The 26,897-nt window shown below is 64.2% G+C and carries 20 protein-coding genes; 8 read left to right on the top strand and 12 right to left on the bottom strand.

What is annotated here, in order from left to right:
- The 4 genes from K3F48_RS20930 to K3F48_RS20915 form a co-directional block, all read right to left on the bottom strand.
- Window positions 1–1,880: DUF6531 domain-containing protein (locus tag K3F48_RS20930; RefSeq protein WP_222577387.1), on the bottom strand; the 1,880-nt coding region annotated here is incomplete at its 3' end.
- A 122-nt stretch (window positions 1,881–2,002) separates the two neighbouring features.
- A complete protein-coding gene (locus K3F48_RS20925) occupies window positions 2,003–4,687 on the bottom strand; it encodes a transglutaminase family protein (RefSeq protein ID WP_222577386.1) in 2,685 nt (894 codons plus the stop codon).
- A gap of 3 nt (window positions 4,688–4,690) precedes the next feature.
- On the bottom strand, window positions 4,691–5,356 hold the full coding sequence (locus K3F48_RS20920) for a hypothetical protein (protein ID WP_222577385.1): 666 nt from the start codon (window positions 5,354–5,356) through the stop codon (window positions 4,691–4,693).
- Window positions 5,357–5,606: 250 nt separating this feature from the next.
- Entirely contained in the window at window positions 5,607–6,812 is a 1,206-nt protein-coding gene (locus K3F48_RS20915) for a leucine-rich repeat domain-containing protein (RefSeq protein ID WP_222577384.1), read from the bottom strand.
- 678 nt (window positions 6,813–7,490) lie between these two features.
- On the opposite strand from K3F48_RS20915, the gene kdsA reads away from it, so the two are divergent.
- From kdsA to K3F48_RS20895, 4 genes are all read left to right on the top strand, one after another.
- Window positions 7,491–8,348 (top strand): 3-deoxy-8-phosphooctulonate synthase, encoded by an 858-nt coding sequence (gene kdsA, locus K3F48_RS20910; protein ID WP_222577383.1) that lies wholly within the window; start codon window positions 7,491–7,493, stop codon window positions 8,346–8,348.
- 233 nt (window positions 8,349–8,581) lie between these two features.
- Window positions 8,582–9,886, top strand: a complete 1,305-nt coding sequence (locus K3F48_RS20905) for a UDP-glucose/GDP-mannose dehydrogenase family protein (protein WP_222577382.1) — start codon at window positions 8,582–8,584, stop codon at window positions 9,884–9,886.
- Between the two features lie 100 nt (window positions 9,887–9,986).
- Window positions 9,987–10,781, top strand: coding sequence for an enoyl-CoA hydratase (locus K3F48_RS20900; RefSeq protein ID WP_222577381.1), 795 nt, complete (start codon window positions 9,987–9,989; stop codon window positions 10,779–10,781).
- 43 nt (window positions 10,782–10,824) lie between these two features.
- The gene (locus tag K3F48_RS20895; protein ID WP_222577380.1) at window positions 10,825–11,277 is read left to right on the top strand and encodes a hypothetical protein; all 453 of its coding nucleotides are present in this window, start codon (window positions 10,825–10,827) and stop codon (window positions 11,275–11,277) included.
- Between the two features lie 380 nt (window positions 11,278–11,657).
- Here K3F48_RS20895 and K3F48_RS20890 read toward each other — a convergent pair whose 3' ends face one another.
- Complete coding sequence (locus K3F48_RS20890) at window positions 11,658–12,068, bottom strand: hypothetical protein (RefSeq protein ID WP_222577379.1); 411 nt, start codon at window positions 12,066–12,068, stop codon at window positions 11,658–11,660.
- Window positions 12,069–12,195: 127 nt separating this feature from the next.
- Between K3F48_RS20890 and K3F48_RS20885 the strand changes: the two genes are divergently transcribed.
- Window positions 12,196–12,588, top strand: a complete 393-nt coding sequence (locus K3F48_RS20885; RefSeq protein ID WP_222577378.1) for a hypothetical protein — start codon at window positions 12,196–12,198, stop codon at window positions 12,586–12,588.
- Between the two features lie 171 nt (window positions 12,589–12,759).
- Window positions 12,760–13,122 carry a transposase gene (locus K3F48_RS20880; protein ID WP_222577377.1) on the top strand — a complete coding sequence of 121 codons (363 nt, stop codon included), beginning with the start codon at window positions 12,760–12,762 and terminating at the stop codon, window positions 13,120–13,122.
- 154 nt (window positions 13,123–13,276) lie between these two features.
- Here the strand turns inward: K3F48_RS20880 and K3F48_RS20875 are convergent, their stop codons facing one another.
- The 4 genes from K3F48_RS20875 to K3F48_RS20860 form a co-directional block, all read right to left on the bottom strand.
- Complete coding sequence (locus K3F48_RS20875; RefSeq protein WP_222577376.1) at window positions 13,277–14,206, bottom strand: FkbM family methyltransferase; 930 nt, start codon at window positions 14,204–14,206, stop codon at window positions 13,277–13,279.
- A 282-nt stretch (window positions 14,207–14,488) separates the two neighbouring features.
- Entirely contained in the window at window positions 14,489–15,214 is a 726-nt protein-coding gene (locus K3F48_RS20870) for a thioesterase II family protein (RefSeq protein ID WP_222577375.1), read from the bottom strand.
- Window positions 15,211–16,515, bottom strand: coding sequence for a PepSY domain-containing protein (locus K3F48_RS20865; RefSeq protein ID WP_222577374.1), 1,305 nt, complete (start codon window positions 16,513–16,515; stop codon window positions 15,211–15,213). The genes K3F48_RS20870 and K3F48_RS20865 overlap by 4 nt, the downstream gene beginning before the upstream one ends.
- A 175-nt stretch (window positions 16,516–16,690) precedes the next feature.
- The gene (locus tag K3F48_RS20860; protein WP_222577373.1) at window positions 16,691–18,988 is read right to left on the bottom strand and encodes a TonB-dependent siderophore receptor; all 2,298 of its coding nucleotides are present in this window, start codon (window positions 18,986–18,988) and stop codon (window positions 16,691–16,693) included.
- A 349-nt stretch (window positions 18,989–19,337) separates the two neighbouring features.
- Here K3F48_RS20860 and K3F48_RS20855 point away from each other — a divergent pair, with 349 nt between their 5' ends.
- Window positions 19,338–20,015: a response regulator transcription factor gene (locus K3F48_RS20855; RefSeq protein ID WP_222577372.1), complete on the top strand. Its 678-nt coding sequence runs from the start codon at window positions 19,338–19,340 to the stop codon at window positions 20,013–20,015.
- Window positions 20,012–21,403 carry a HAMP domain-containing sensor histidine kinase gene (locus K3F48_RS25025; protein ID WP_222577371.1) on the top strand — a complete coding sequence of 464 codons (1,392 nt, stop codon included), beginning with the start codon at window positions 20,012–20,014 and terminating at the stop codon, window positions 21,401–21,403. Before K3F48_RS20855 ends, K3F48_RS25025 begins: the two co-directional genes overlap by 4 nt.
- Window positions 21,404–21,417: 14 nt before the next feature.
- Here K3F48_RS25025 and K3F48_RS20845 read toward each other — a convergent pair whose 3' ends face one another.
- The 3 genes from K3F48_RS20845 to K3F48_RS20835 all read right to left on the bottom strand — a co-directional run bounded on the left by K3F48_RS20845 (window position 21,418) and on the right by K3F48_RS20835 (window position 26,853).
- Window positions 21,418–23,823 carry a penicillin acylase family protein gene (locus K3F48_RS20845; RefSeq protein ID WP_222577370.1) on the bottom strand — a complete coding sequence of 802 codons (2,406 nt, stop codon included), beginning with the start codon at window positions 23,821–23,823 and terminating at the stop codon, window positions 21,418–21,420.
- Complete coding sequence (locus tag K3F48_RS20840) at window positions 23,816–25,438, bottom strand: cyclic peptide export ABC transporter (RefSeq protein ID WP_255609539.1); 1,623 nt, start codon at window positions 25,436–25,438, stop codon at window positions 23,816–23,818. The genes K3F48_RS20845 and K3F48_RS20840 overlap by 8 nt, the downstream gene beginning before the upstream one ends.
- A gap of 311 nt (window positions 25,439–25,749) precedes the next feature.
- Entirely contained in the window at window positions 25,750–26,853 is a 1,104-nt protein-coding gene (locus tag K3F48_RS20835; RefSeq protein WP_370631464.1) for a thioesterase domain-containing protein, read from the bottom strand.
- Window positions 26,854–26,897: the final 44 nt, after the last annotated feature.

Below are 26,897 nucleotides of genomic sequence, written 5' to 3'. Positions count from 1 at the left end.
CCGTCGCTCTTCTTGTAGCGATGCGTCACCTTCCAGAGCTGGCCATTGGCGTCGAAATTCTGGATGGACTCATTGCCCAGCGGATCGGTGATCTTGGTGATCCGGTCCAGCGCGTCATACTCATAGCGCGTGGTGAGATCGATCTGCGCAGCGCTGGCGGGGCCGGCGCGGCGCTTCAAAGTCTCGCTGGTTCGGCGGCCGAGGCTGTCATAGGCGTAGGTCTTCGTCACCGTCACGCCGGAGGGCATGCCGACGATCTGCTCCTGGCTCACATTCAGGCCTTTGCTGCCCGGCTGATAGGTGAGCCGCGTCTCGCGATAGCGGGCGCTGTCGATATATTGCCGGCTGGAGCTCGGCGTGGCGTCGGCGTTCCAGCACTGGCTCGCCAGCAGCGCATTGGCGATTCCGCCGAGCGAGCTGATGCGGGTTTCCTTGGGGCGGCCCGCATAATCGCAGCCGCTGGTCGAGGCCGCGAAGGCAGTGGTGCTGATGAAGCCGCGCTTGTTTTTCGTCGTCGCCGGCTGATCGAACGGACCATAGGTCGTATCGATGCTGCGGTTCAGCGGGTCCCGCTCGCGCGTGACATTGCCGAACATGTCCGACGCGCCGGAGAATGATTTGTCGGCGCGATAGCTGTAGCTGGTGGCGTAGCCGAGCGCGTCATATTTCTTGCTGCGGATGGCGTCGCTCTGGTTCTCGAACAACAGCACGCCGCCGTCCGGCTCCACCAGCCTGGTCATGCGGCCGTTCTGATCATAGACATATTCGCGCACGAAGCCGCGCGCGTCCGTCACCCGCGTGGTCTTGCGGTAGAGGTCGTAATCCAGCGTGTCGCCGAAGCCGAAGCTGTCGGTCTGCTGGAAGGCGCGGCCGTTCTCGTAATATTTGAATCTGGTCTCGACCAGCTTGCCCCCGCGCGCCAGCGGCTTGGCGATGCCGGTCAAAAGATGCTTCTGCGCGTCATAGCCATAGGTCAGCTTCTGCAACAGCGGATTGGTCACGCTCTGCAGATTGCCCGACGTGTCATAGGCGAAGCTCCATTTGCGGCCCGTCCAGTCGCTCACCTCCTTCAGGCGTCCATCGGCGTGGTAAGCGAAGGCGACGCCGGTACGGCCCGTGACGCCCAGATTGTCGGTGATGGCGGACAGGCGCCCATTGGCGTCATAGCCGAGCGTCAGGCGATCGCCCCAGGCGTCCTCGATATATTTGAGGCGCGCCGTGACATTGGGCGTGGTCTCGAGCTTGCCCGAGACGGTCTCGAACACATATTTGACGCCGTTGCGGAAGGTCAGCGTGTGCCGGCCGGCGGATGGGCTGTTCAGCGTCAGCGTGTCATGCACGCCCTTGGGGGCGGTCACCGCGAAGCTGGTTTCGTCGATGAGAAAATTCTGCTCCCCGCCGCGTTCGTCCGTATAGGTGATGGAGCTGGTCTTGCTATTGGCGTTCTCGGGCTTCTGGCTGCTCGTGCAGCCGGGGCAGACGCCGAAATCATTGGACCGGAGCCGCATCATATAGCTGTGCGTCCAGCCATAGCCGAGGCCCCGATCGGTCTCGGCGGCGCTGGGGGCGCTGTTGTAGGTGCGGGTGAAGACGGTGTTCAGGCCGTTGCGGCCGCGGATCACGAAATCGGTCTCGTCATGGTAGTTGTTGCCGCTGACGGTCGACACGGGATCGGCCGTGCTCGGCGTGCGCACGGGGTCGTTGTTGACCGTGCCGACCAGCAGCCGGTCGTTGAACTGGTCATTGTTGAAGCTGTTGATGGCCTTGGCGGGGTCGAGGACGGCGACGCCGTCCACATAGCTGCCGGCGAGGCCCGGGCTGACGCTGGTCAGCGTGAAGCCGGCGACGGTCAGCGCCGACAGGCGGCGGCGATGGCGCATCCGGAGCTTCGCGGGAGAGAGAGCGGACGCGGCTTGCGGAGGTGTGAGTCGACGCATGATGTCAATGTCCTTGCTCGAAAATATCGGCGCCTAGGGCGCGTCGGGTCGTGTCGGGAAGCGGCTCAGTCGGCGCGGCGCCTGTCGGCGGCGAGCGCGGCGCTGTCGAGGCCCACATAGCCGCCGCCGGCCGTCAGGCTGCGGTTGGCGATCTCGAAGGTCAGCTCGGTCAGGCGGTCGGTGGGAGAGTCGTAGGCCTTGCGGATATCGACCTGGAATCGGTAGGTCGCGCCGGTGGCCAGCGTCGAGGGCAGCGTATATTCCGCCCAGGACTGCGCCGTGTCGCGCAATTGCAGATCGTCGCGCACGCGCGCGACAAAGGCGGTGGAATAGGCGTTGGCGGCCAGCGCCACATTGCGATAGGCGAAGTCGGCGCTGACGAAGCCTTGCCGCGCGTCGAGATAGTTGAAGACGGCCGCGTTCGACCCGCCGCGATACGAATTGTAGCCCGCCTTCATCATGGCGATGGCTTGGTCGATCGTCGTGCCGGCGGCCCAGTAGACGCCGCAGTTGCCGCCGGCGTTGAGCGTTCGCGAGCCGCCATAGGTGGCGCGCAAGCCGTCGAGCTGGCCCTCGAGAGTGTCGAAGCAGCCGATATTGCTGTGCCAATAATCGTTGTAGTAGCTGAGCGTCGGCAGGCGCGTGTCCGAGGTGCCGGTCGGCGCTTTCTTCAGCACGTCGAAGCCTTCGGTGATGTCGTAGGTCGGATGCGACCAGCTTGTCGGGCGGGTGCCGTAGACGTCGCGCTGCGCGATGGCGAAGCGCGACGGCGCCGCGTTGCCGAAGCCCATCGCGGCGATGAAGCTCGGCAGTGTGTTGGAGCCGGCGTCGCGCTTGACGTTCAGCAGGCTCGCGCCGCTCGCCAACGCCATCTGAATGCCGCGCACGGTCGACACCGCGTCATAGCCGGTCAGCTCCTGCCAGGTCTCATGCTCCAGCGACGAGGTGATGTGGCCGAGGAATTCGAACTGGCGGTTGGAGTAGCTGACGCCCGACTCGCCGGTCCGGTACGAGCCGCCGATGGTGATGCCCTTCATGTCGATCAAGAGGCCGCCGGGCAGGATGGAGAAGGCGGTGCCGTCGACATATTCGGCTTCGTAGACCGAGCTCACCACTCCGAGGAAGCCGATCACCGGCGTCCTCGTCTTCATCAGCCGGTCGGCGCGCTCGAACTGCTCGCGCAGCTTGGCGAAATATTGGGAGGCGCCGACATACAGCAGCCCGCCGGTCAAGGCGTCCAGCGCCGGCTTGTTCTCCAGCAGCTTGGTGTCCGAGGAGTCCCAGCCATTGGCGTTGGCGTCCACATAGGGCGTGCAATTGACGCCATCCGTGCGACAGCCCGCTTCGCCCGGGTTGAACACGATCTTGTATCGGTCGTTGGATGCGAGCAGCTGATCGGCGGCGCGGTGGACCTGCGACCAGTTGGACGACTCGCCTCCCGTGGCCAGCAGATAATAGCCGCCGATAATGCCCGAATAGCTGGCGGTGATGGTGCGATCGGCGTCGCCGCTGGCCGCGCCGGGAACGCCATCCATGCCGACCACAATCGTGTAGGGGTCGCCGATGCGCGGCGTGTAGCCGACGATCGTGCCGCCGCCGGACAAGGGGCGGGCGATCTCGACGCCGCCGAGGCGCGTGACGACATTGGGGATGTTCCCCGGCGGCTGGAACTCTGTGGAGAGCGTCAGCCGCTTGGTGTTGAGCTCGGCCAGCAGCGCATTGCCGCCCCTGGCGCTCGCCGTGAACGTGCCTCCGCCCTCGAACCTCAAGGTTATGGAGATGTCGATGGTCAGGCGCTTGCCCCATTTCTTGGGCTCGGCGGCCGGAACCGCCGCGTCATGGGCGGCCACCGTGTCGTAGCGGCGGATAGCGCCGATGACCTGATAGGGCAGCGAGGCGGGCAGCAATCCTTCGCGCAGCTCGACGATCCTGCCCGCATCCTCGACGTCTTCCAGCGTCTTGCCGGGGTGGTTGGCGCGCAGCCAGGCGCCGATCTGGTCTTCGAGGATCGTCAAAGGATTCTTGTCGCGCCGCGCGGCGTCCTTGTTCTTGATGGCGTTGTAATAGGCGGTGTAGTCGAAGCTCACCGCAGGGTAGGGGTCGAGGGCGAGGCCGTTGTAGGTCTTCTGCTTGAAGCTCGCATCCAAGGGAGCCCAGGTGCAGCGCGCGGCATTGGCGCTCTGGCTGCAATCGACGGCCGGGCTGACGACATCGACCCCGCGATACTGGTCGAAGGACACGAAGGCTTCGACCCAGACATGCTCGAGATCCACCGTGCTGCGGTCGGCGGCGAGCGTGACGCGCTGGACGCCTTGCGCCTTCAGCGTCTCGACGGCGGTGTCGAGCTGCGGCGCGCCCAGCCAATTGGTGAGCTGCGCGGCGGGAAGGCGCACTGTGCCGACCGCGTAGCGCGCCGGGATGTTCCGCGAGCGCAGCATGGCGATCAGCGCGGTGGCGATGTCCACGTCGCTGCCGCGTCGGCCCAGGAAGGTGTTGACCGAGCCGGAGCGCGAGCCATGATAAGGCGAGTGCTCGATCGTGTTGTGGACATATTCGTAGATCGCCGCGGCGTTGCCGAGCTGGCGGGCCTTGTCGCGCAAGGCCTGCGCATCGGCGCTCGAGTAGACGATCTCGGCGGACTCGCTCACGACCTGAGCCTCGACGCTCGCGCTCGCCAGCAGGTTCAGGCAGGCGGCCGCGCCGACGGCGCCCAATGTGCGCTGCAGATATCGGGTGGTTGACGTCGTCATTGCTTATCTCCCTCGATCCGAGGCCGCGCCGGCGGGCATGGCTTGCAAGGTGGGCGTGGCGGGCGTGGCCGCTGTCTGGCTCACGCCGCTCCCGGCGGGCCGAAGCCGGTCGCGGAGTTCTTGCAGTTGCGCGATGCGGCCGGCGCCGTCCTCGGCCGCGGCGGCGTCGAGCTCGTCCGACCAATGTTGAAACAAGCGCGCGCGCTGTGCGCCGATGGGTAGGCCCGCCGAGCGGGCGCCCTCGCCGGACGCGGCTTGCGCATCGGCGGCTTCTCTCTCGCTCCGGCTGCGCAATTGCGCGGAAAGCGCGCGGGCTTCGGCCCGGGCGCTCTCGCGCAAGGCGGCCACCCGTTCGCTGCTCGCGCGCTGCTCGCTGCTTTCCTGGCCCTGCACGGCAATGGGCGTGCGGTTGTTCGGGTCCAGGTCGGCGGCGATCAGTGCGTCCAGCGTGCTGCGCAAGCGCGCGAGCTGTTCGACATCGACATTCGCAGCGTCCTCCGCGCCGCTCGCCTTGGCCGCCAGGACATTGCGCCCCACGGCGCGGACGGCGGCGATCTGCGCGGGGTTCAAGCTGCGTGGCGCCGTTTCGTCGCCCGTGGCGGCGGACGGCGAGGGTTCGGCCGCTTGCGCCAACGGCGAGAGGCTCGACGCCGCCAGCAGCGCGGCCAAAGTCATAGAGATGCGATTGGTCATTGGGAGTCCTTGCTCCTGATGTGTTCGAGCGAATTCAGCGAGTGACTTGCGTCATCCGGAATTGAAGGCCAGAAGGCCCCCTCCCTCTCCCCCGCGTCGCGGGAGAGGGGGCGGCCGAGGCTTCGCGAACCTTGGATGAAGCGCGGAGTCTGCTCCCTCCCCCGCGAAGCGGTGGAGGGCCGGGGAGGGGGCGTCGAGCACCCTTCATTGTCGTTGACGCAAGTCGCTAACAGCCGGCGCAGGGGTTGCCACTCAGGTCGATGGTGGTCAGCTTGGTCAGACCGGCGATCGGGCTGGCGTCGCTGATGGCGTTGTTGGCTGCGAGGAGCGTGGTGAGGGCGACGGCGTATTGCAGGCCGTTGAGGCTGGTTACGCCCCGGTTGGAGATGTTCAGCGTCGTCAGCTGGGCGAGCTCGCCGCGGTTGAGCTGATCCAAGGCGCCGCGCCCCAGGGCCTGGTTGACGGCGGCGCGCAGAGCCGCGTCGACGACATCGACGCGCGTGCGGCCGTCGGCCGCGTCGGCCCCTTCCGCCGCCGAGAAGGCCTGCGCGATCACGCCGGTGGCGAGCGCGCCCGCGTCGAAGCCCCCGTCGGCGCGCTGGATCGCGGTCAGCGAGTCGAGCAGGGTCTTGGCGTCATTGGAGGCGGGGTCCATGCGCAGATAGGCCAAGGCGGCGGCGGCGCGCACATGCGGGGCGGAGGAGGTTCCGACCTTGGTTCTGAGAGTGGCGACGGCATTGGCCAGCGGCGCGGCGAGCGTGGCGTCCGAGCTCTTGTAGGCCGCCAGCGCCTGCACCACGCGGGCGGTGGTGTAGGCGTCCGTGGCGCCGCCTGCCGCTGCGGGCCAGCCCTTATCCCCTGCCGCGGTGAGCTGAGCGGCTTTCAGATAGGCGATGGCTTGCGCGCTGGAGAATGTCGCGCCGGCAGTGCGCAGGGCGTCCAGCGCCAGAGCGGTGTCCAGCGGCGAAGCGCGGTAGCGCTTGGCCAGACCCCAGCCCGACTGGCCGGCGGCCGGCGTCGAGGCTGATGTCGAGACCGCGTCGACGTCCTGCTGGACGCTCGACTGGGTGGCGCGCAGCACGAGCAGGCGCCGGGAGCGGGCGTCGAGGTTGCGCGGGTCGTGGTTCTCGAGCCAAGTCTGGCCGGCGTAATAGGCGCGCCGGCGGCGGTTGGCCTGATGCAGCGCCAGCACCGCTTCGGTGGTCTGCAGAAAGGTGCGCGTCGTCGAGCTGTCGCGCCAGCTGCCGTCGCTCGCATCCTGGTGGAGCTCCAGCCAATCGGCGGCTTGCCGCGCCGGGGTCGCATACGGACCGGCGAGCGCCGGCATGCTCAGCAGCATCGCCGCCAGCCCTGCCGCCAGCGCCGGCGGGCGCCCGGCGGCGAGGCGCGCGTGAATGATCGGCGAATAGCTCGCCGTAGCCATGAATGTCATGAACTCCTCCGTGAAACCGGCGCGCGGTCGTGACCGGCGGCGCGGCCGAGAATCGCCCGCGCCCGCGTCGAAAAATTTTGCGTGTGTTTTGAAGGGCTATCGTTGTTGTCATGGCCGCGCCCCAGCCCGTTCGAGCGGGTCGTCAGGAGCGCGTGTTCTCGTCGCGTCGCCGGGCGGCTCTGCCGCCGCCGACCAAGGAATTGGCCTGGGGGCGGATGGAGCACCCGCCGCCCCGAAGGATTCCCGATGTCTGGGAGAGGATCGAGGGGCGACGACCTCGTGTCGCGCCAGGCGGAGGCGTGCGGCGTCGACCGCGTCAACTCACGGTTCGAAGCCCCGCCGCGCCTCGCGGCCGCAATTGTGGAGCATGCCGATACTGTATGGGACGACCGCCGCGCTGTCAAGGAATATTTTCAGCACAATCTACGAAAATACTCCTATCAAACAGACGGCCGACGCTCGAGCCCCAGCGAAGGGCGCGAGACGGAATGTCGCGCGGATCGTGAAATGGACGGAAAAATCGAGATGAGAGCCTGCACGGGAGCCTCTCCGAATCGAGAAGCGACCCGAATGAATCGATTTCTACCTCCTGCGCAACGCCCGTATACTCATCTGCGATTCCTCTGGCTTCGCCGGGGAGAGTGAGGCAGGGGCTCGCGACTGCGAACGGACGACGACATGACCATTGTTTCCCTCAACTCTCGCGTCGACGTCGGCGGCGTCGCCTTCGGCGCGGACCTGCCATTCGCGCTGATCGGCGGGCCTTGCGCGATGGAGAGCCGCGACCATGCGCTCGACATGTGCGGCGCGCTGGCGGAGCTGACCGGGCGGCTCGGGATCGGCTTCGTGTTCAAGGCGTCCTTCGACAAGGCCAATCGCACCTCCGCCGCCAGCCCGCGCGGAATCGGCCTCGAGGCGGCGCTGCCGATCTTCGCGGAGATCAGGCGGCGCTATCAAGTCCCGGTGACGACCGATGTGCATGAGGCGCATCAATGCGCGCGCGTCGCGAACGTCGTCGATATTCTGCAAATCCCCGCCTTTCTCTGCCGGCAGACCGATCTCATCGTCGCGGCGGCGCGGACGGGCCGCGTCGTCAATGTGAAGAAGGGCCAATTTCTCGCGCCCTGGGACATGGTCCATGTCGCCGCGAAGATCGCCGGCGCCGGCAATCGCAATGCGCTGCTCACCGAACGGGGAACGAGCTTCGGCTATGGCGCCCTCGTTTCGGATATGCGCGCGTTGCCGATCATGGCGCGCGCGACCGGCGCGCCGGTGATCTTCGACGCGACGCATAGCGTGCAGCAGCCGGGTGGGCTCGGCGATCGCTCGGGCGGAGACAGCGCGTTCGTCCCCGCGCTCGCCCGCGCCGCCGTCGCAGTGGGCGTCGCGGGCCTCTTCATCGAGACGCATGAAAACCCCGACCGCGCCCCTTCCGACGGAGCGAACATGATCGCGCTGCAGCAATTGCGCGAGCTGCTGGAGCGGCTGATCGAGATCGATCGAGTGGCGAAGGCTCCCGCGCGTTCTCCGAAATGAGCGGATCGATATCGGCCGACGCGCTCCGACATCGATCCGTCACAGAAAAAGCGTGCCCCTCGGTCGCGCGACACGTCGTTCCCGGTCCGGACCGGCGCTTGCCAAGGCTGCGATTCGTATCTATTGGTGCGCCGCATGGCGGGAATTCGAGAGCGACGCGTCGGACGTTTTGTATCGAGCTCCAGGATCGAGGTCCCGGCATTTGGTGAAGCTCGGAGGAGGAGCGCGCTGCGATGAACATCACGATGATCGGCTCGGGCTATGTCGGCTTGGTGTCGGGTGCCTGTTTCGCCGATTTCGGTCATGTGGTGACCTGCGTCGACACCGACGCGTCGAAGATCGAGCGCCTGCTGCGCGGCGAGATTCCGATCTACGAGCCGGGCCTCGACGACCTCGTCGCCTCCAATGTTCGCCAGAAGCGGCTGTTCTTCACCACGGATCTCGCGCCGGCCGTCAAGGGCGCGGACGCCGTGTTCATCGCGGTCGGCACGCCGTCGCGTCGCGGCGACGGACACGCCGACCTCTCTTATGTCTTCGCGGCGGCCGAGACGATCGGCAAGGCGCTCGACGGCTATACGGTGATCGTCGACAAGTCGACCGTGCCGGTCGGCACCGGCGACGAGGTCGAGCGCATCATCCGCGAGGCCAACCCGAAAGCGGATTTCTCCGTCGTCTCCAATCCGGAGTTCCTGCGCGAGGGCGCGGCGATCGAGGACTTCAAGCGCCCCGACCGCGTCGTTCTCGGCGTCGAGGACGAGCGCGCGAGAGCGGTGATGGCGGAAATCTATCGTCCGCTGAGCCTCAACGCCCCGCCGCTGGTGTTCGTGAACCGCCGCACCTCCGAACTCATCAAATATGCGGCCAACGCCTTCCTCGCCACCAAGATCACCTTCATCAACGAGGTCGCCGACCTCTGCGAGAAGGTCGGCGCCAATGTGCAGGACGTCGCCCGCGGCATCGGCCTCGACGGCCGCATCGGATCGAAGTTCCTCCATGCCGGCCCGGGCTATGGCGGCTCCTGCTTCCCGAAGGACACGCTCGCCCTGCTGAAGACCGGCCAGGACTACAGCGCGCCGCTGCGCATCGTCGAAACGGTGGTGGCGGTCAATGACGCGCGCAAGCGCGCCATGGCCCGCAAGGTGATCGCCGCGCTCGACGGCTCGGTCCGCGGCAAGAAGATCGCGCTGCTCGGCCTCGCCTTCAAGCCCAACACCGACGACATGCGCGACGCGCCCTCGCTGGCCATCGTCGCCTCGCTGGTCGGCGACGGCGCCAAGGTGCACGCCTATGATCCCGAGGCGACGAGCCAGGCGCGCCCGCTGATGCCCGAGGTGGTCTTCCACGAGGACGCCTACGCGCCGATCGAAGGCGCCGACGCGCTGGTGATCGTGACCGAATGGGACGCGTTCCGCGCGCTCGATCTCGAAAAGGTGAAGAGCCTGCTCAAGACGCCGATCATCGTCGATCTGCGCAACATCTATGGCGTCGACGAGGTGCGCAAGCACGGCATCGCTTATGTGAGCGTCGGCCGCGCCTGACGCCTCGCCGCTTCCACCCTCCCCTCCAGGGGGAGGGTCGAACGGCGAAGACCCATGGCCTGCAGCGACTCATGGCCTGCGGCAGGAGGCCCGAGCCAAAATGACGGACTCTTGCGCAAAACTGCGCGTCGCCCACTCGGGCGGCGTCGCCCGCATCCTCATCGACAACGCCGAGCGGCGCAACGCCTTCGATTTTTCGATGTGGCGGGCGCTGCCCGCGCTCCTCGCCGCGCTCGACGCGGAGGAAGCGACGCGCATCGTCGTGCTCTCCGGCGCACCTTCTCTGCCCTTCTGCTCGGGCGCCGACATCTCCGAATTTTCGACCGTGCGCGCCACTGCCGAGGGCGGCCGCGCCTATGAGGCGGCAAATGTCGAGGCTTTCGACGCGCTGTCGCGCTTGGGCAAGCCCGTCGTCGCCGCCATTTCCGGCTTCTGCATGGGCGGCGGCATGGGGCTCGCCGCCGCCTGCGATCTGCGCATCGCCGCCGAGGGCGCCGTATTCGGCATTCCCGCCGGCCGCCTCGGCGTCGGCTATCCACCCGAAGCCATGCGCTATGTGGTCTCCGCCGTCGGCGCGCAGACGGCGATGGATTTGTTCTTCACCGCCCTCCGCATCGACGCCGAGGAGGCGCGCGCCGCCGGCTTCGTCTCGCGCGTGTTGCCGGAGGAGGGCTTCGACGCCGCCATCGATCGGATCGCCGCCGGCATCGCCGCCAACGCCCCGCTGACCCTGCGTGCCGCCAAAGCCGCGATCCGCCGCGCCGCGGGCCTGCCGCACGCGCTCTCGGCGCAGGAGTGCGAGCGGCTGGCCGCAGCCTGTTTCGACAGCGCGGATTATGCGGAAGGGCGTAATGCGTTTCTGGAGAAGCGCGAGCCGCGGTTTCGTGGGGGGTAGACGGACGCTCGGCAACTATTTCCTTATAAGAAGACGCTCAATCGTGCTCATAGCAGCCTGGACCGGCTATCTCGAGCGCTGGGAGAAGCAGGACGCCGCGGTTGGCCTCGCGGGCTTTCACCCACAGCGCCTCGAGACAATCGCAGACGGCGTGCATGGCGAAGGCCAGGAGGTTCACGGTCGCGAACAGCATGGCGAGGTTCTGCTTGCCATGGCCGAAATTATGCTCGAGATGGTAGCCGTTGTTTTTGAGAACATTGAAGCTTTCGTTCTCGATCTTCCACCTCGCCCGCGCGCAGGCGGCAATTTCGGCGACGCTCTCGCGCAAGACGTCGAGCGAGGTGACGAAGGCGCCGTCGCAGGTCGTCTCGCCTTTGGCGTCGGTGATGGTGAGGCCGAGCCAATCGACCTCGATGCCGTCCTTGTCGCACAGCGGCGCTTTCGAGAACCATCGGTAGCGGCAGGAGAGCTTTCCGGCGCCCCTCCTTGCGGATGATCGTGACCTTCTCGCAGGCCGCGCCTTTCATGACGTCATACAAGGCCTTATGAGAGTCTGACTTGGCCGTGAGCAGGAAATCCGCGCCGCTGGCCAGCACGGCCTCGCAGGCGAACAGATCGTCGCCGAGATAGACGGGACGCAGCTCCTTCACGCGCTCGGCGTGCGCGGCGAGCCAGCGCCTGGCGGCTCCCCGCTCGCAGTCCTGCTTCTCGGCTCCCTCCTGCTTCACGATGAAATCGGGCATCAGCGGCAGGGCCATGTTGTGGCCGGGCGAGACGATCGTCGCCGCCAGCATGGAATGGTACAAGTCGGTCTTGCCGTTCGAGCGCTTGCGCGTCTGGCCGTAGCGATCCGGGACGGATCGCGTAAACGCGATCCTATGGCGAACAGCCGAGCTTCGGCGAGCAGAAATATTCGGTTCCGTCGAGAGCGATCAGCGTGCGGCCGTCGAGGCGCTCGAACGCTTTCATGCCGCCGTTCTCGCGCAGGGCTGCAACGACCTGATCGAAGCAGGGGTGACGACTGGATGGCGGCACGGGATCGAGCATCGAGCGGATGTGATTGTCGGTCGGGATCTTCGCCATGCCGAACTGGGTGTGGCAATTGGAGGTCTTGCGTCCCTCCTTGAGCGAATGCTGATAGGCGAGGAACGACTCCGACTGCATGAAGAACAAGGAAAAGGCCGGCAGGCCGATATCGGCCATCGAATAGTCACCCGCGCCCTTCCGCTTGTCGGGAAAGGCGGCGCAGGCGTCATGCAGCCCGGAGAGGAGGCGGTGAATCGGCACCCCCACCTTGAATCAGAAAGCCGAGCCTACGAAAACCGAAAAACGCAACCCGGACACGGCCATTTAGAATTGCTGGCGTTTCGGGTTTGTGATTGACACGGGAATCGTGGCTTGATTCAAGCTGCGATTGGATCGCTCCGCGCTTGATTCGCTCGACAAGGAAGCTCCGATCCGCCTGATCTTGATGCAGGCGGAGGTCATCGAGCGTCTGACGAAGCGCGTCGCCGAGCCGGAAGCCAAGGTCGGTCTGCCGAAGAAAACTCCGGACAATTCCAGCACGCCGCCGAGCAAAGGCCAGAAGCCCTCGGCGCCGGCCGTCGACAAGACCGCGAAGGCGCGCAAATCGCATTCTGGCGCGCATCGTCCGCTGCATCAAAACCCGACGACGACGCGTGACATGCTCTCCTGCGCCTGCCGGCATTGTGGCGCTGACATATCGGGGGCGGCGCAGCGCGTTTGCGAGCCCTATGATCATATCGAGATTCCACCGACAAGCCCCGACGTGACCCGCATCAATTGATTGCGGCGATGACGTGCTCGGTCCCGATCTGCGGCGTCTGCTGGAACAGGCTTGCGGGATCGGCGCGCGGCGCGCCGATCTGTCTGACGCGACGCTGAAAAATTACAAATACCGGCTGGAGGCGCGGCTCGATCGTCTAATGTCGCGCCCGCCGGCGTCAAGCTCGCGGCGATGATCAAGCGGACGCGTCGGCTCCTGTTCGTGTTCCTGACCAACCGCGACTTGCCGGCGACCAACAACGGCTCCGAGCGGGCGATCCGGCCCTGCGTCATCTTCCGCAAGGTCACCTATTGCTTTCGCAGCGGCTGGGGCGCCGAACTCTATGCCGACATCCGCTCGGGGATCGAGACCGGACGCCGCCGCGCCATCGACGCCCTAGCGGCGATCCGCCTGACCCTTGCCGGAAAGCCGCTGGCGACGCCCGCGCCGTCTCGAGCGCCCGCTGCGAGCCGAAATCTCTCCCGCCCCCACAAAATCGACCGCTCCGATGCCGGCCTGCCGCCGCCTCACAGCACAACCGCGGATCGAGGTTGAGCAATTACCGCCATTCTTCCGCGCGAGCGACTTCGGGCGTTCGACGGAAATGTTCGCGATGGATGTGATCGCGCCGTTCACGTTGAAGTGAGACGGATCGGGAGATATCTGTCGTTCCCCGGACGGCAGGCAGGCCCGCTTCGTCGAGCCGTATTTATAAAGGCGATTTTCTACTATCTTTGTGAACAGCGACAATAATGCTGTATCGCTTTTTGAGAAAGTGATCGCACTCCTTCAAAACTGTCGTCTTTCCGAAAAGAACGGCGTAGAGTCGCGCGAGCAGCGACGGGATGGTTCCCGGATTCGCCGCAAATGGAACGATAGGTCTATCTTCCGTCACCAGAAACTTATCATATCCGAATTTCCTGAGTAGCTCGATGCAAGCGGAGGCGCCATTCTCGATCTCGGCGAGCTCCTGCTCGAATAGAATGACGGGTGTCATCTTTTTTATGAGCCTCTCCCCGCCCAGAAGCACGTCCAACTCGGCTCGCTGCACGTCGATTTTGATGAGGCTGACTTTTCCGACCTCGCCTTCGAACGCGTCGAGCCGCTCGAGCGGAATATTCGGGACGACCGACGCCCCCTCGCTGTAGAGGCTCGCGCTCCCCATATTGGTGGGATCTATTTTTAGTGTTCCCTGGCCCGAGCTGCGCGAAAGCGCGAAGTTGTGACAGACTATGTTATTTCGGAGTTTCGCATTTATGCTGAGAATATCGAACGTCTGCGGATTTGCCTCGAAACAGATAACATTTTTAAAATAATAAGAAAAATATATACTATGGTTTCCGATGTTCGCCCCGATATCCAACGCATTACCATCGAATATATTTGGAATAGACTCAAGGTATTTGAATATTATATCCAGCAACGCCCGTTCATATAGCCCATCTATGTTAATTGAATTTGAAATATAGTCATATGAATATATCGCAAGGCGTGGGCGGCCGTCAGACAAATGCGCGATCGCGCGCCGCTCTAGGAGTAAATGTAGTAAATATCCTGTAAAACTGGAAAATAGTTCTTTTCTTGAGTATTTTTTCGTGACAATTGCGTGTTCGTCGCTGCGATGTAATTTTCTCGACATCCAAGTATTACTCCTTTAAATCTCATACAGAATTCACAGAAGAAAAACTAGATGGGCAGAGTCCTCGCGTCAAGATGCATAGTCTACTTAGGATGGAGGAAGCAATGAGAGTCGCAGCGCCGCCTCGTTCGACAGTCCCCCCGTGCCGCGGCCCCCGCGATCGCATCGGCATCTGGCGCTCGAACACGCGGGCAACGCGCCCATCGCAACGGCCGCGCTCATCGCGCGGGCCGACGGCAAAGCGATTGCTCAATTTCCCTCAGCTTTAGTCTTCGTGCGATTTCACGGACACGCGCCGATCGTGACCGCCGAGAGGCGTCCCACCACATAATCGAGGACGGGCGCTTCCCGTCCGCGGAAGAAAAAATGCCCGCCCTCGAACATTTTGACATCCGCCGGCCGAGCGGTTTCCTCCGCCCAGGCGGCGAGGGCCGATAATTCGATCTCGTCGTCAATTCCGCCGATCGCGAAAATCGGCGACGGCAATCTGTCGCGCGGTCGATAGGAAAAATCCCGGCAAAGCGCGAAATCGGCGCGCAACAGATCCAGTGTGATATTCAAGAGCTCCTCATGTTCGAAAATCGCGTCCGGCGTTCCATTCAGCCGTCGCATTTCCTCGATGATCTTTGCGTCGGTGTCGAGCGCCGCGAAGCGCGCGTCGTCGCGCTTCGACGGCGCCGAACATGCCGCCGCGAAGAGCGCGATCGGGAGATTGCGGGAACGCTGGCGAAGCGCATGCGCGCAACCATAAGCCAGCAGCGCGCCGAGGCTGTGGCCGAAGAAGGCGAAGCGCTCGCGCGGATCGCCGGCGATAGCGTTCGTCAGATTATCGACGGCTTCGTCGAATGAACGCAGCAGAGTCGCGCGCGAGCAGGCGCCGCGCCCAGGCAATTCGAGCGGCTGAACGCGCACCCAGCCGGGCGCGAGCCGCCGCCAAGGGAAATATTGAGCCGCGCCGGCGCCGGCGCAGGGGAAGCAATACAGCGTCAGATTCGTCGTACGAGTCATCGCGCCGCCGCTCGGCGAGCCGCTCGCCGCTTCTGGAGCCAGCGGATGAACCCCGTCGCATATAGGGTTACCGGAACGATTCCGAACAGCAGGATGAAGGCGCGGCCCGGGTCGCCGAAAGCCTCGCCCGAATGGAGCGGATACATCCACTCGAAGAATTTTTCGCCCGCCGAGAACAGGCGGGGGTCCTGCGAGGCGAGAACGTCGCCGCTGTATTGGTCGATCGCGACCATTCGCGACGTCGAGGCCTGGTTGACCTCGTCGTCGGTCCGCTTGCCGATCAGATAGGCGCCATGCGGCCCCCGTGGCGGCAGGATCGTCTGCAGACGTCCATCGGGAAAGATCTGGTCGACGATCCTCAGAGCGGCGTCGACGTCGATAGCGGCGCGGCCACGCGCCTCACCCGACTTCAAATCCATGGGCATTTCGCGCACCGGCGACGCCAGCGACACGAGCGCGCGCCATGGCGCCTTGAAATTCATGTAGACGCCGGAAAAAATCGACACGACCAGCACGGCGCCGAGGTAGACGCCGACGGTCTTGTGGAGATCATAGACGAAGCGCTCCGCGCCGGCGTTCTGCTTGAACGTCAGCGCCTTTCGCCAATTGCCGCGCCGCGGCCACCACAGGGCGAGCCCATCGATGACGGATATCAGCAAGAGCAGGCCTATGGCCGCGACAGCGAGCCGACCGTAAGGCTCCCACAAGAGCGCGCAGTGCAGGCTCATGACCATATAAATGAAGGGAAAGCCGAGCGGATCGGTGATCTTGCCTTGGTCGCGCCGACCGGTCACCTTGGCGCTATAGGGATCGACAAAAATCGAATGGCCCTCGATTTTCGACAGATCCAGGCTCGGCGTCTTCTCCGGCGGCTCGGAGGCGCCGCTCGCGCGGTCCGACGGCGGTTCGTCGCTCGGCAGACCGAGAAAATAGTCGATGCGCGCCGCGGCGTCCGCGCGTCTCGGAAAGCTGACGAAGATCTGCGCATTCGTCGCCTCGGCGTCGGCCGCCATGCTCGCTCTCGCCGCAGCGATGATGTCCGAGGGCGAGCGGCGAGGCGCGTTCGGAAACGGCTCCGCGACACGCATGATGTCGGCGTTCAGCCATATGTCCAGGTCTTGCCAGAAGGCCAGCACGCTGCCCGTGAGGCCGGCTATGACCAGATATGCGCCGGCGACGACGCCCACCCAGCGGTGATAGGCGGTCCAGATTTTTCGAGCGCGTCCCCTGCGGGGCGCGGAAGCGCCGCCGGTCGGCGACGCAGCCGCCGATCGCGCTTCATCGCCAGCGATCACATTCATTGGCCCATCCTCATCCAGCATGGCCGGTCGAGACCGAAACGAAATTGAACATGGGAGCAGCGCCGCCCACGACGTCGCGAGGCGGCGCCCCGCATTGCAAAACATTTCCGCGCTCGCGGGTCGGCGGAGCGACTTTTCGATCCGCCTCCGCACGCGCGCATTCCGATCGCGTCGGTCAGAACTCCGCCCGCAGCGAGCCCATGAACACTCGGGGCGCGCCGAATACGCGCTTTTGCCAATCATAAGGCAGTGTCGGCGCTTGCAGCACCTCGGCCTCGCTGTAGTAGTGCCTGTCGAACAAATTCTTGACGTTGAGCTGAGCGATGACTTTCGTATCGTCCAGCTTGAACTCATAGGCCGCCATCACATCGACCGTGCCATAGCCGGGAAGATCGGGCGTCTGTATGTCTTTCCCGGAAAAATTCCAAGGCAGCTGCGGTCCGCGATAGGTATAGCCGGCGCCGACTTTCAGCCCGCGCAGAGCCTCGTGCTGGAATTCATAGGTGCTCCACAAGCTCGCCGTATTCCGCGGCGTCATTTCGAACCGCTTGCCCGCCGGATGCACGGGATCGCGCGACGCATCGCTCCTGGTATAGATCACATCCGTATTCGCGTAGGTGGCGATCGCTTTCCATCCGGGCAGGATTTCGCCCTGGATGTCGAGCTCGGGCCCTTGGCTGCGCGCTTCTCCCGCCACGACGAAAAACTGCGTGCCGGCGATCTGAATCGGAATATTGGTCTTGACGAGATGATAATAGGCGCCCGTCGCCCTCAAGCGCCCTTCGAACAATTCGATCTTGACGCCGCCCTCCCACTGATTTCCCTGGCTCGGAGCAACGAGCGTCTGATCGAGCGTGACAATGCCGGAATTGGGGCTGAATCCTTCGGTGTAATTCCCATAGACGCTGATCCACTGCTCGGGCCGCCACAGCAGGCCGACGCGCGGCGTCACCGCCTGCGCCGTTAGTCCGCGCCGCGTGGTCAAATGGTCCAGAGCGCAGGTCCCGGTCAGAAAGCAGGTCGGCTCGGTGAACTGATTTCGCTGATTGACGTTCTGGTATCTCGCGCCTCCAAGAACCTCGAGCCCGAGGGGAAGCTTGATTTGATCCTGCACGTAGAAGCCAATGCTGTCCGTCTGCCCGGCGGAGCCATAGGCCGGGACGGCGGCGCCGAACGGCGTGCCCGGATGGCCCGGATTGTTCAGATCGATCCACGAATTCTGCAATGTGAAGCCGAAGCCGCCTCGGTGATGGGTTCGATAATAGTCTCCGCCGACGAGCAACGAATGCTCGAGAGTTCCCGTCACGAAATGGCCCGTCACATCGGTGATCGCCGCATAGATATCCGATCTGCTCGACGTCGGCGCGGCCGCCCGATCGACCAGGCTGCCGGTCGGCGAAGGCAACACGAACTCGCCGAAGCCAGGGGCGGTCGTCAGAACGCCGATCGAGCCGGGTTGGATGCCCGCCGCGTTCAGCCGGTCACGATTCATCGAGAATTGCTGCCTGATCGACCAACCATTGTCGAATTCGTGCGACCAGCTCAGGGCCGAGAAGAACGTCTCTTCCTGATAGGGCGAGCGCTCGGAATAATTGAGGCTGCGCTCCGTTCGCAGCGGACGCCCGTAGAGAAGGGGAGTGAACCCCCAGATCTGGCCGAAATGCGAATCCTGATATTGCAGCTCCAGCGTCACGCGCGTTCGCGGATCGATGTTCCATTCGAGCACGGGCGCAAAAAACAAATTCCTCTTGTAGCCGAAATCGACGAAAGACCCCGCATTCTCGTAGGACATGTCCATCCGATACAACAGAGATTTGTCGGGACTGGCCGGCCCGGTGGCGCTCGCGGTGGTGCGATAGAGCGCATAGGAGCCGAACTGCTGCTGGACCGAATATTGCGGCGTCTCTTGCGGCCGGTTGGTCACGACATTCACCACGCCGCCCGGCTCCAGCGCTCCGTAGAGAATGGCGGCGGGCCCCTTCAGCACTTCGATGCTCTGGACATTGGCGAATTGCTGGAGCGACAGGCCGGTGTTGCCGCCCGCGGCGTCGATCCGGAAGCCGTTCCGAAGCCGCGTCGTCGTCCTGAATCCGCGCAGGAACACGTTGCTATAAGCCTCGCCATAAGCGAATGCGCCTCCCGCGCCGACGGTGACGCCGCTGATATTGTTCAAGGCCTCGTCGATCGTCGTCACCTGCCGGTCGATCAGGACCTGCCGCGGCACGACTTGGATGTTGAGCGGGGTCTCCATGATCGGCGTGCGCAGCTTCGTCGCCGTCGACGTCTCGGAAACGGCATAGGCGGTCGACGCGCCGGCGCCTGCCCCTGCGTCCGCCGGCCGTCCCCCGGCGTTCGCGCGAGCGGCGCCGACATCGATCGTTGGAAGAGCTTCCTGGGCTCGCGCCGCCGCCGGAGCGAGCATGCAGATCGACGCCACGGCAGCTACGCCGCGCTTGAAATAATGCCGAAACATTGGGCCTCCTTCCGCCGCCGAGGTCGTCCGTCCGGTTCGTCCAGGCTCTCGAAACATAGCGCCCGGTCGCCGCGAGCGTTCGGGCGTGGCCGCCGAACAGCTCTTCTACATGATCGACCTCTTCGATTGCAGTCCTAGCAGGGGAGGGATTTCTTGGAAATTTCCCGCCGCTGCAGGAACGCCCGAATCCCATGCGACGCGCGATTAAGGAGCGGCGATCGGACTGCGAGGCCGCGCGCGGCGTTGGCTCGCGCCGCGTCCTCGTCTCTTGACTTCGACGCCCCAATACTTCCATGATTGTCTTCTCAGCGTCTAAAATTCGAACATTTCCTCGCTCGGAGGTTTCGAAATGCGGATTTTATTGATCGAAGACGAGCAGGAAATCGCCAGTTCGCTCGCTCGGCGCCTCGGTCGCTCCGGCTTCATCGCGGATCATGTGAGCACGCTCGGCGACGCGCTGGACATGCTGAAATCCTACCGATATTCGTTCGTGCTGCTCGACAGGCGCCTCCCCGACGGAGATGGAATCACTCTGCTGCCGGACATGCGCCGGCTGCAGCCGAAGATTCGTGTGCTGATCATAACGGCGTGCGATTCCACGACCGACAAGGTTCGAGGACTCGACGCCGGCGCGGACGACTATCTGACCAAGCCGTTCGAGTTCGACGAGCTGATGGCGAGGGTGAGAGCCGGCCTCAGGCGATCGGGCGGCGACCTGCTGCCGTCGATCGAGATCGGCGCGATCTCTTTCGATCCCAATCTTCGCGATCTCTCGATTGCCGGAAAGCCCGTCATCATGCAGAGGCGCGAAGCGGCGCTGCTCGAGGTCCTCTTGTGCAACGCCGGGAGGATGGTGCGGCGCCAAACGCTCATCGACGAAATCTACGGATGCGACGACGAGATTCAGCCGAGCGCCTTGACGCTTCTGGTGTTCAGGCTGCGCCGAAGATTGGATGAGCTGGGCGCCGAGGTCGACATACATTCGGCGAGAGGCGTCGGCTATATGCTGACCCGATCCGCCACGTGAGCGCACATCCCTCCCTCTCCAAACGGCTCGTCGTCTATCTCATCTTCGTGCAGATCGCGGCCTTTCTGCTCACGCCGCTCAATGCGCTGCTCATCTCGCTGACCGGCCTCAATCGCGATATGATGACGGCGAATGACTGGGGCGAAAAGCGCGCGCGCGCGCTGGTCGTCGATTCTCTCGTCGACTCGGGCGACGGCGGCCCCTCGCTGCGCCCGAGCGAGGCTTTGCGCGACTACGCCGAGGCCAACCCCGGCTTTCGATACGCCGCCTTTTTCCCGCAAACGAGCGCGGCCGTGCCGGGCTCGTCGCCGGAGCTGACGGCCGCGCTCGCCAGCGCGGGTCGCGTGCATGTGTCGGAGATGAAATTCCGGATCGCCGACGATCAGGACCCGAACGCCTTCGGACGCGTGCGACGGCAAGCGACGCCCGTCGGCGATCTGCTCGTGGCGGTCTATGGCTACCGCCTGCATGCGGAGGACCTCCTGCATGTGCTGAGCGCGTTCCTGCTGGACGCCAATCTGATCATCGTGTCGCCGATGATCATCTGCGCGGCGCTTCTCGCCTGGCTGGTCGTGCGGCGTGGGCTCGCCCCCTTGCGCGCGGCCGCGGCGGAGGCGACCCGCATCGACATGAGCTCCATCGACCGGCGTATTGCCGATGCGGGGGTTCCGCGCGAAGCGCTGCCTTTCGTCGAGGCGGTGAATCAGGCGCTCGAACGGCTCGAGAAAGGCATTGCGGCCCAGCGGCGGTTCACCGCGAACGCCGCGCACGAGCTCCGCACCCCCGTCGCCATCATGTGCGCGCACATCGACAATCCCGACGAGGAGACGTTCCGACGAGATATGAAGCGCGACGCGCGGCGCATTCGCTCGATCCTCGAGCAGCTGCTCGCGGCCGCGAAAATCTCGAGCCACGACGCCGCGCTCGCCGAAGAAATCGACCTGCGAGAGCTGATCTTGAATATGGTCGTCGATCTCATGCCGCTGGCGATCGACAATCGCAAGAAGATCGAGGTCGACAGCCCCTCATCGCCTGTCATCGCCCGCGGCGATCCGCGCGCGCTGGAAAGCGCGTTCGCCAATCTGATCGACAATGCGTTGCGGGCCGAGCCGGAAGGAGGAATTGTGCTCGTTCGCGTCCGCGCCGATGCGACCGTCGAGGTCGTCGATCATGGCGAAGGCGTCGATGCCGCCGACAGAGAGAAGATTTTCGAGCCGTTCTGGCGCAAGAGCGAGGCGACGCCCGGAACCGGCCTCGGCCTCGCGATCACGAAGGAGATCGTCGAGCGCCACCACGCGCAGATATCCGTCGCGTCGACGCCCGGCGGCGGCGCGACATTCCGCATCGCATTCACGCCCAGTCCCGCCAGCCGCCGATCGGACGCCTGATCGAAGCTCGAAGGTCACGGATCGGCGTGCGCTTCGGCGCCGAGCGAAGCCGGCTTCAGGATGATCTTGTGCCGAGGCTCGCCGGCGAGAAGAGGCGAGGGCCTTCCGAGCAGCCAATCCTCTTGCTGATCGCCATAATGCTCGGCGCCGGGCTGGCCCGATTGCCCTCCCGGCATCTCCATCAATCCATCCGACTCCCGCCCCGGCGCCACCACCATGCGCGCATTGGCTCCCGAACTCGAGCCGAACGGGAAGTTGAGCGAAAATCTCACACAAAGCCGGCAGCCGGCCAGCGGACGCCGCGGCATATCGAGGAATTGCGAGATCACCGGCACGCCATTGGTCAGGAAATGGCCGATCTGGACCCGATTCACCCGCCCCCATGTCAGATCGGCGACGGATGCGACGTCGTGGCGGCGCATCAGCTCGCGCGCCGTGCGCGTCAGCACCGCGCGCAGAAAGGTCGGCCAATCGGAATAGGCCTCGGGCAGAAGGCCGCCGCGTCCGCTCGCTATGATCGTCTGCAGCGGACCGTCCATCCCGCTCCATTCGTAAATGAAAGCGGGATCGAGCTTGCGGCATTTTGCGACCAGCGGCGAAAAGATCGCGTCGATCAAGGCCTGACGAAATTCGACGAGCAGCGGAAGGCCGAGACTGTCCGCCTCGGCGCGTCCGTCCCAGGCCGCGAGATAGGGACGCAAAGCCGCCGCGTCCCCGCCGAGATCGACGGCGCCGTCCAATGCGTCCAGCGCAAGCTTCTGGTAATAGCGATAAGGCTCGGAGACCGAGTCGAGCTGCAGCGCCAGCATATCGCCTTCCGAAGCGCCAGAGAGCTCTCGAAGGCGCTCGGTCACGCGCCATGCTCGGTATCCGCCCGAAAAATCGTGACCGATCTTCGGCGCGAACTGGTCCGCGCCGAGCATTCGCTGATTGGTGTTGACGAGAAATCCCGATAGCGGATCGACGATGCTCGGCAATTCATCCGATCGGTAATAGCCGCGCCAGCCTCGCGCGCCGTCCGCCCAGCTTTCGCTGAAGAGGCCGTCCATTCCGAAGCGCTTCGGCAGCCTGCCCATCAGCGTCCAGCCGATAGCGCCGGAACGATCGGCGAGAAGCACGTTGAGCGGCGGCCCGCCGGCCTCTTTCAACAGAGAGATCGCCGACCCAACCGTCGCGATGTCGTCCATGTTCATCAAGTCGAAATTCGTGGCGGCCGGATCGAGAGCCGTCCAACGGACAGCCACCTCATCGCCGAGGAGACTTTCGGACGCGACCGGCCCCCAGATCGTTTCTTTGACCTCGAATGTTTCGGTCGCGGCGCCGCGAACCGCGACGGATTCGGTTCGCGTCCCGAAGCGACGCGGCCCGTCTGCGCTCCGATAGGTCATCGGATCGGCGCCGTCATGCTCGATGCGCACCAGATCGGTGAAATCTCCTTCGACGCTGGTGAGCCCCCAGGCGACCTTTCCATTGCTGCCCGAGATGAGCATCGGCGCCCCCGGCACGACCAGTCCGACCAATCGAACGTCTCCGTAATCGAGCTGCGCGCGATACCAGATGTTCGGCAGCGCCAGCTCGAGATGCATGTCGTTGGCCAGCAGCGGCTTGTGCTCTTTGGTCTTCGCGGGCGCGACCACCCAGCCGTTCGAGCCCTGAGCGGAGCCGAAGCGTCCTGTCAGCCCCGCCGCCCGCTCCTTGCGCGCATCGCGCATCAACGCCTCGAGATCGTCGAAGGGAGCGGATTGCGAAGCGCAACGCTCCGGCTCGCGCGGCGCGAGACGTTCGTTGTAGCAATCGCTCTCGGGCGTCAGGAACTCGACGACCGGCAGCGGAAGAGCGCGCCGCATGACGCTCGCCATGCGCTCCTGGTTTCCGCCGAACGAAACCGCGGAGAGACCGAGGATGACGGAGATGCTGTCCTCGGGGCGCCAAGGCGCCGGCCGATAGCCGAGCATCGTGAATTCCACCGGCAAGACCCACGCTTCTTCGATAGCGCGGTTGACGCCGGCGCTGTAGCCGTCGAGCGCGGCGCGCTGATTCGCCGGCAGTCGCTCCAGAACCGCGCGCGCGATCTGCGGAAATCCCATGACGCGATTCCACTTGTCCAAATTCAAGAGCCCGGAGCCGAAGATCTCGGCCAAACGTCCGGCCGATCGACGACGCAGAATATCCATTTGAAACAGCCGATCCCTGGCCGTCGCATAGCCCAGAGCCGCGAAGGCGTCCTGACGATTTCGCGCATGGATGTGTGGAATGCCGAGCGAATCGAAATCGATTTCGACAGGCGCCTCGAGGCCCGCCACGAATTGAACGCCGTCCTTGCGCGGCATGGGAAGCCAGAGCGCCGCAACCAAAGCCGCCGCCGCGAGGCCGAGGAGCGCGACGAGGCCGGCCGCCGTCACGCGGAAAAAACTACGCATCAGCCGTCTCCTGCGATTTCTCATGGCCTCGCGCCGGCGCGTCGTCGCGAAGATCATCTTCGAGTCGTCCCATCGTCAAATGGAGCCGTCGGTCGGCGAGATGGAAATAGCGGTCGTCATGCGTGATCACGATCACGGTCTTGCCGCGCGCCTTCAGATCAGGAAGCATGTCCCGATAAAAGAACTCCCGGAATTGCGGGTCCTGCTCGGCCGCCCATTCGTCGAAGACATAGATCGGGCGGTCTTCGAGATAAGCGGCGAGAAGCGCCAAGCGCTTTCGCTGTCCGCGCGAGAGATCGATCGTGGAAAAGCGACCATCTTCGATCCGAAGCTTGTGATCGAGCTCGAGAATGCGTAGAAGCTCGTCGGCCCGCGACGAAACGGAGCCTCCCGCATAGCCCATGAGCGAGTTGAACACGTAAGCGTCCGCGAAGACGACCGAGAAATTCTGACGGTAGGATTCTCGGTTTGCGTCGACGATCGCGTGGCCGCCGAACCTGATTTCTCCCTCATCGGGAGGAACGAGGCCGACGAGGAGGAGCGCCAGTGTGGTCTTGCCGGAACCGTTTCCGCCCGTCACGAACACCAATTCCCCCGGGCTCAAAGCCAGATTCAAGGGGCCGAGCCGATAGCCTTCGTCGCCGTGGTCGCTCGCGTATCGATAGGCGACTCCGATCAGCTCGATCATCGACGGCGTCGAAGAGACGAACGCCGGCGTCGCATTCTCGATTTCCGGCTCGACGTCCTCGTCCAGCTCGAGCGATTCGATGTTGCGAAGCGCGACGACGCCCATTGCAAAGGCGGGAACCGCATGGACGATGACCGATATGGGACCGCTCAGAAAAAGGACGACGAGAGCGAAGCCGGTGGCGTCGCTACGTGATATCTGCGCGGCCATCGGCGACAAGAACAGAACGGCGCCGACGAGAAGGAAATAGAGCGAATGGCCCCAGCGATCCGACAGGACGAACACGGCCCAAGCCTTGTTGCGCCAATGCTTGACCGCCGCCGCCGCCGCTCGGAGCTCGTCGTCGAGAAAGACGCGCCTGCGGCGCGCGTCCATCTTCAACTCCTTATGTCCATCGGTGATGGAACGGAAATGATCGAACAGCTCGTTCTCGGCCTTTCGCGCCAGCGTCAGCCATCCCGTCGCCGGACTCTGCAGGAGACGGAAGCTCGCGACGCCGAACACGAGAAAGAACAGAACGAACGCCAACAGCCCGGGTGAAAGAAATGCGAGATAGACGAGCGCGGCGACGAGCTTGGAGATTTCTATGACCAGCAAGGGAACCGCCTCCTGGGCGTTGACAATGCTGTTCACATCATCGGTCAAGGCCGCCGTCAGACGATGAGGCCCGCATGCGCGCAAGCTGCTCAGCGGCGCGGACAGGATGCGCTTGCTGAGACCAAGGCGAAGCGCCAACAAGTTCTCCTGCGCGATGCGCGACATCGAGATCATCGACAAAGCGCCGGAAAACAGCACCGCGAAGCACAGCCCGAAAAAAGCGGAGGACGACGCCGGCTCGTCTTGCGCGAGCGATCGATTGATGAAGGTCAAGAGCCAGCCGTTGCCGACGCCGGCGGCGAGGCCAGACGCCACCGACAGCGCGAGCATGAATTTTGACGCCGTCAGCATTCGCCACAGCCGCCACGGCGAGGCTCGATTCTTTCCGATGCTGCTGCAATCTCGCATATGATCTACGCCTCTTTGAGAAACCTGTCCGGTCGCTCGTGGTTTGCGCTCCGACCGGTCATCCGGCGCGCCTATATGTCGCCGCGTTAGAAGCGCTTTCCGATCGAACGGAATCGTTCGATCGATCAGAATTCGCTCCAAATCAAAAAAGCTGGAGCAGCTTTCGATTCACTCGGATCGGAAACGGCTCTAGGAGACCAACGTCCGTCGCTCAGTCCAGCTCCGAGATGCTTTCAAATTTCCGCGCGCTGCTTCTGCGATGTTTCGCCGGCGATCCACAACGCCCGATCGACCTCTGCATGCAGATCGGCGGTCGCGAGAATGTCCTCATGTGTCCCCGCTAGCACGCGCGTGGTCGCGCCTCCCAGCGTGAACGCGCTCCAGTCGACCGGTGGTCCTCCGATCGCGTCCAGCGTCGCCTTCGCCCACCACACATGGATCGGCGCGCGAATGCGGGTCAGCTGCAGCTCGCTCAGCATTCGCGCCGAATTTTCGCCGTCGGCAAACAACCGCTCGAAGAGCTCAGTCGACATATTGCTCCAATATCCCTGCTCTCGACCCCACTCGGCCGCAAGGAGCAGCCGCTCCCGATCGGACAATGGCGCCGAAGCCTGCACGAGATATGTCTTGTCGGCCTCATTCGGCCTGTCTCCGAGTTGCAACCCCTCCATCGCCGCGAGCTGCTGGAAATAGTCCAACGCCGAAGCATCGCGATGGAATGGAACGACGACGGTCGAGGAGTCGATGAGCCCCAAGAATGCAACCTCCTCCCCCTGCTCCTCGAGCAGCGCCGCCATCGCCATGGCAATGGCGCCTCCGAAGCACCATCCAGTCAGGAAGTATGGGCCGTCCGATTGCTGCCGACGTATCGACGCCACATAATGCGCCGCCATTTCATCGATCGAGCGGTCGACGAAAGTCGGATCGAGCAAGCTGCGGGACTGGACGCCATAAACGGGACGTTCGACAGTCAGAGCGTCGACGAGAGGCTGGTATCGGATCACCGATCCGCCACCCGGATGAATGCAGTACAGCGGTGGAATCGTCGTACCTCGACGCATCCGCACCAGCGAGCTTCGTGCCTGGTCATCAGCGCTCGCAATCCAGTTTGCGAGCGACGATATTGTCGGCGATGCAAACAAGGCAGTCAGCGGAAGCGTGCTGAACATGGTTCGACGCAACCGCTCGACGAGCTTCATCCCGCTCAGCGAACTGCCGCCGAGCTCGAAGAAGTCATCATCTACTCCGATCCGCTCGACGCCGAGGATATCGGCGAATTCCTTCGCGAGTATCCATTCCGTGACCGTGCGCGGCGCGACATAGCCGTCTCGTCGCACATCGGCCGCCGGCAGCGCCTTGCGATCGATCTTGCCATTTGGCG

The sequence above is a fragment of the Methylosinus sp. Sm6 genome, assembly GCF_019802345.1.
Classification (GTDB): Bacteria; Pseudomonadota; Alphaproteobacteria; order Rhizobiales; family Beijerinckiaceae; genus Methylosinus.
Note: the sequence above shows the minus strand (reverse complement) of the source record. Positions and strands in the feature narration are given on the sequence as shown.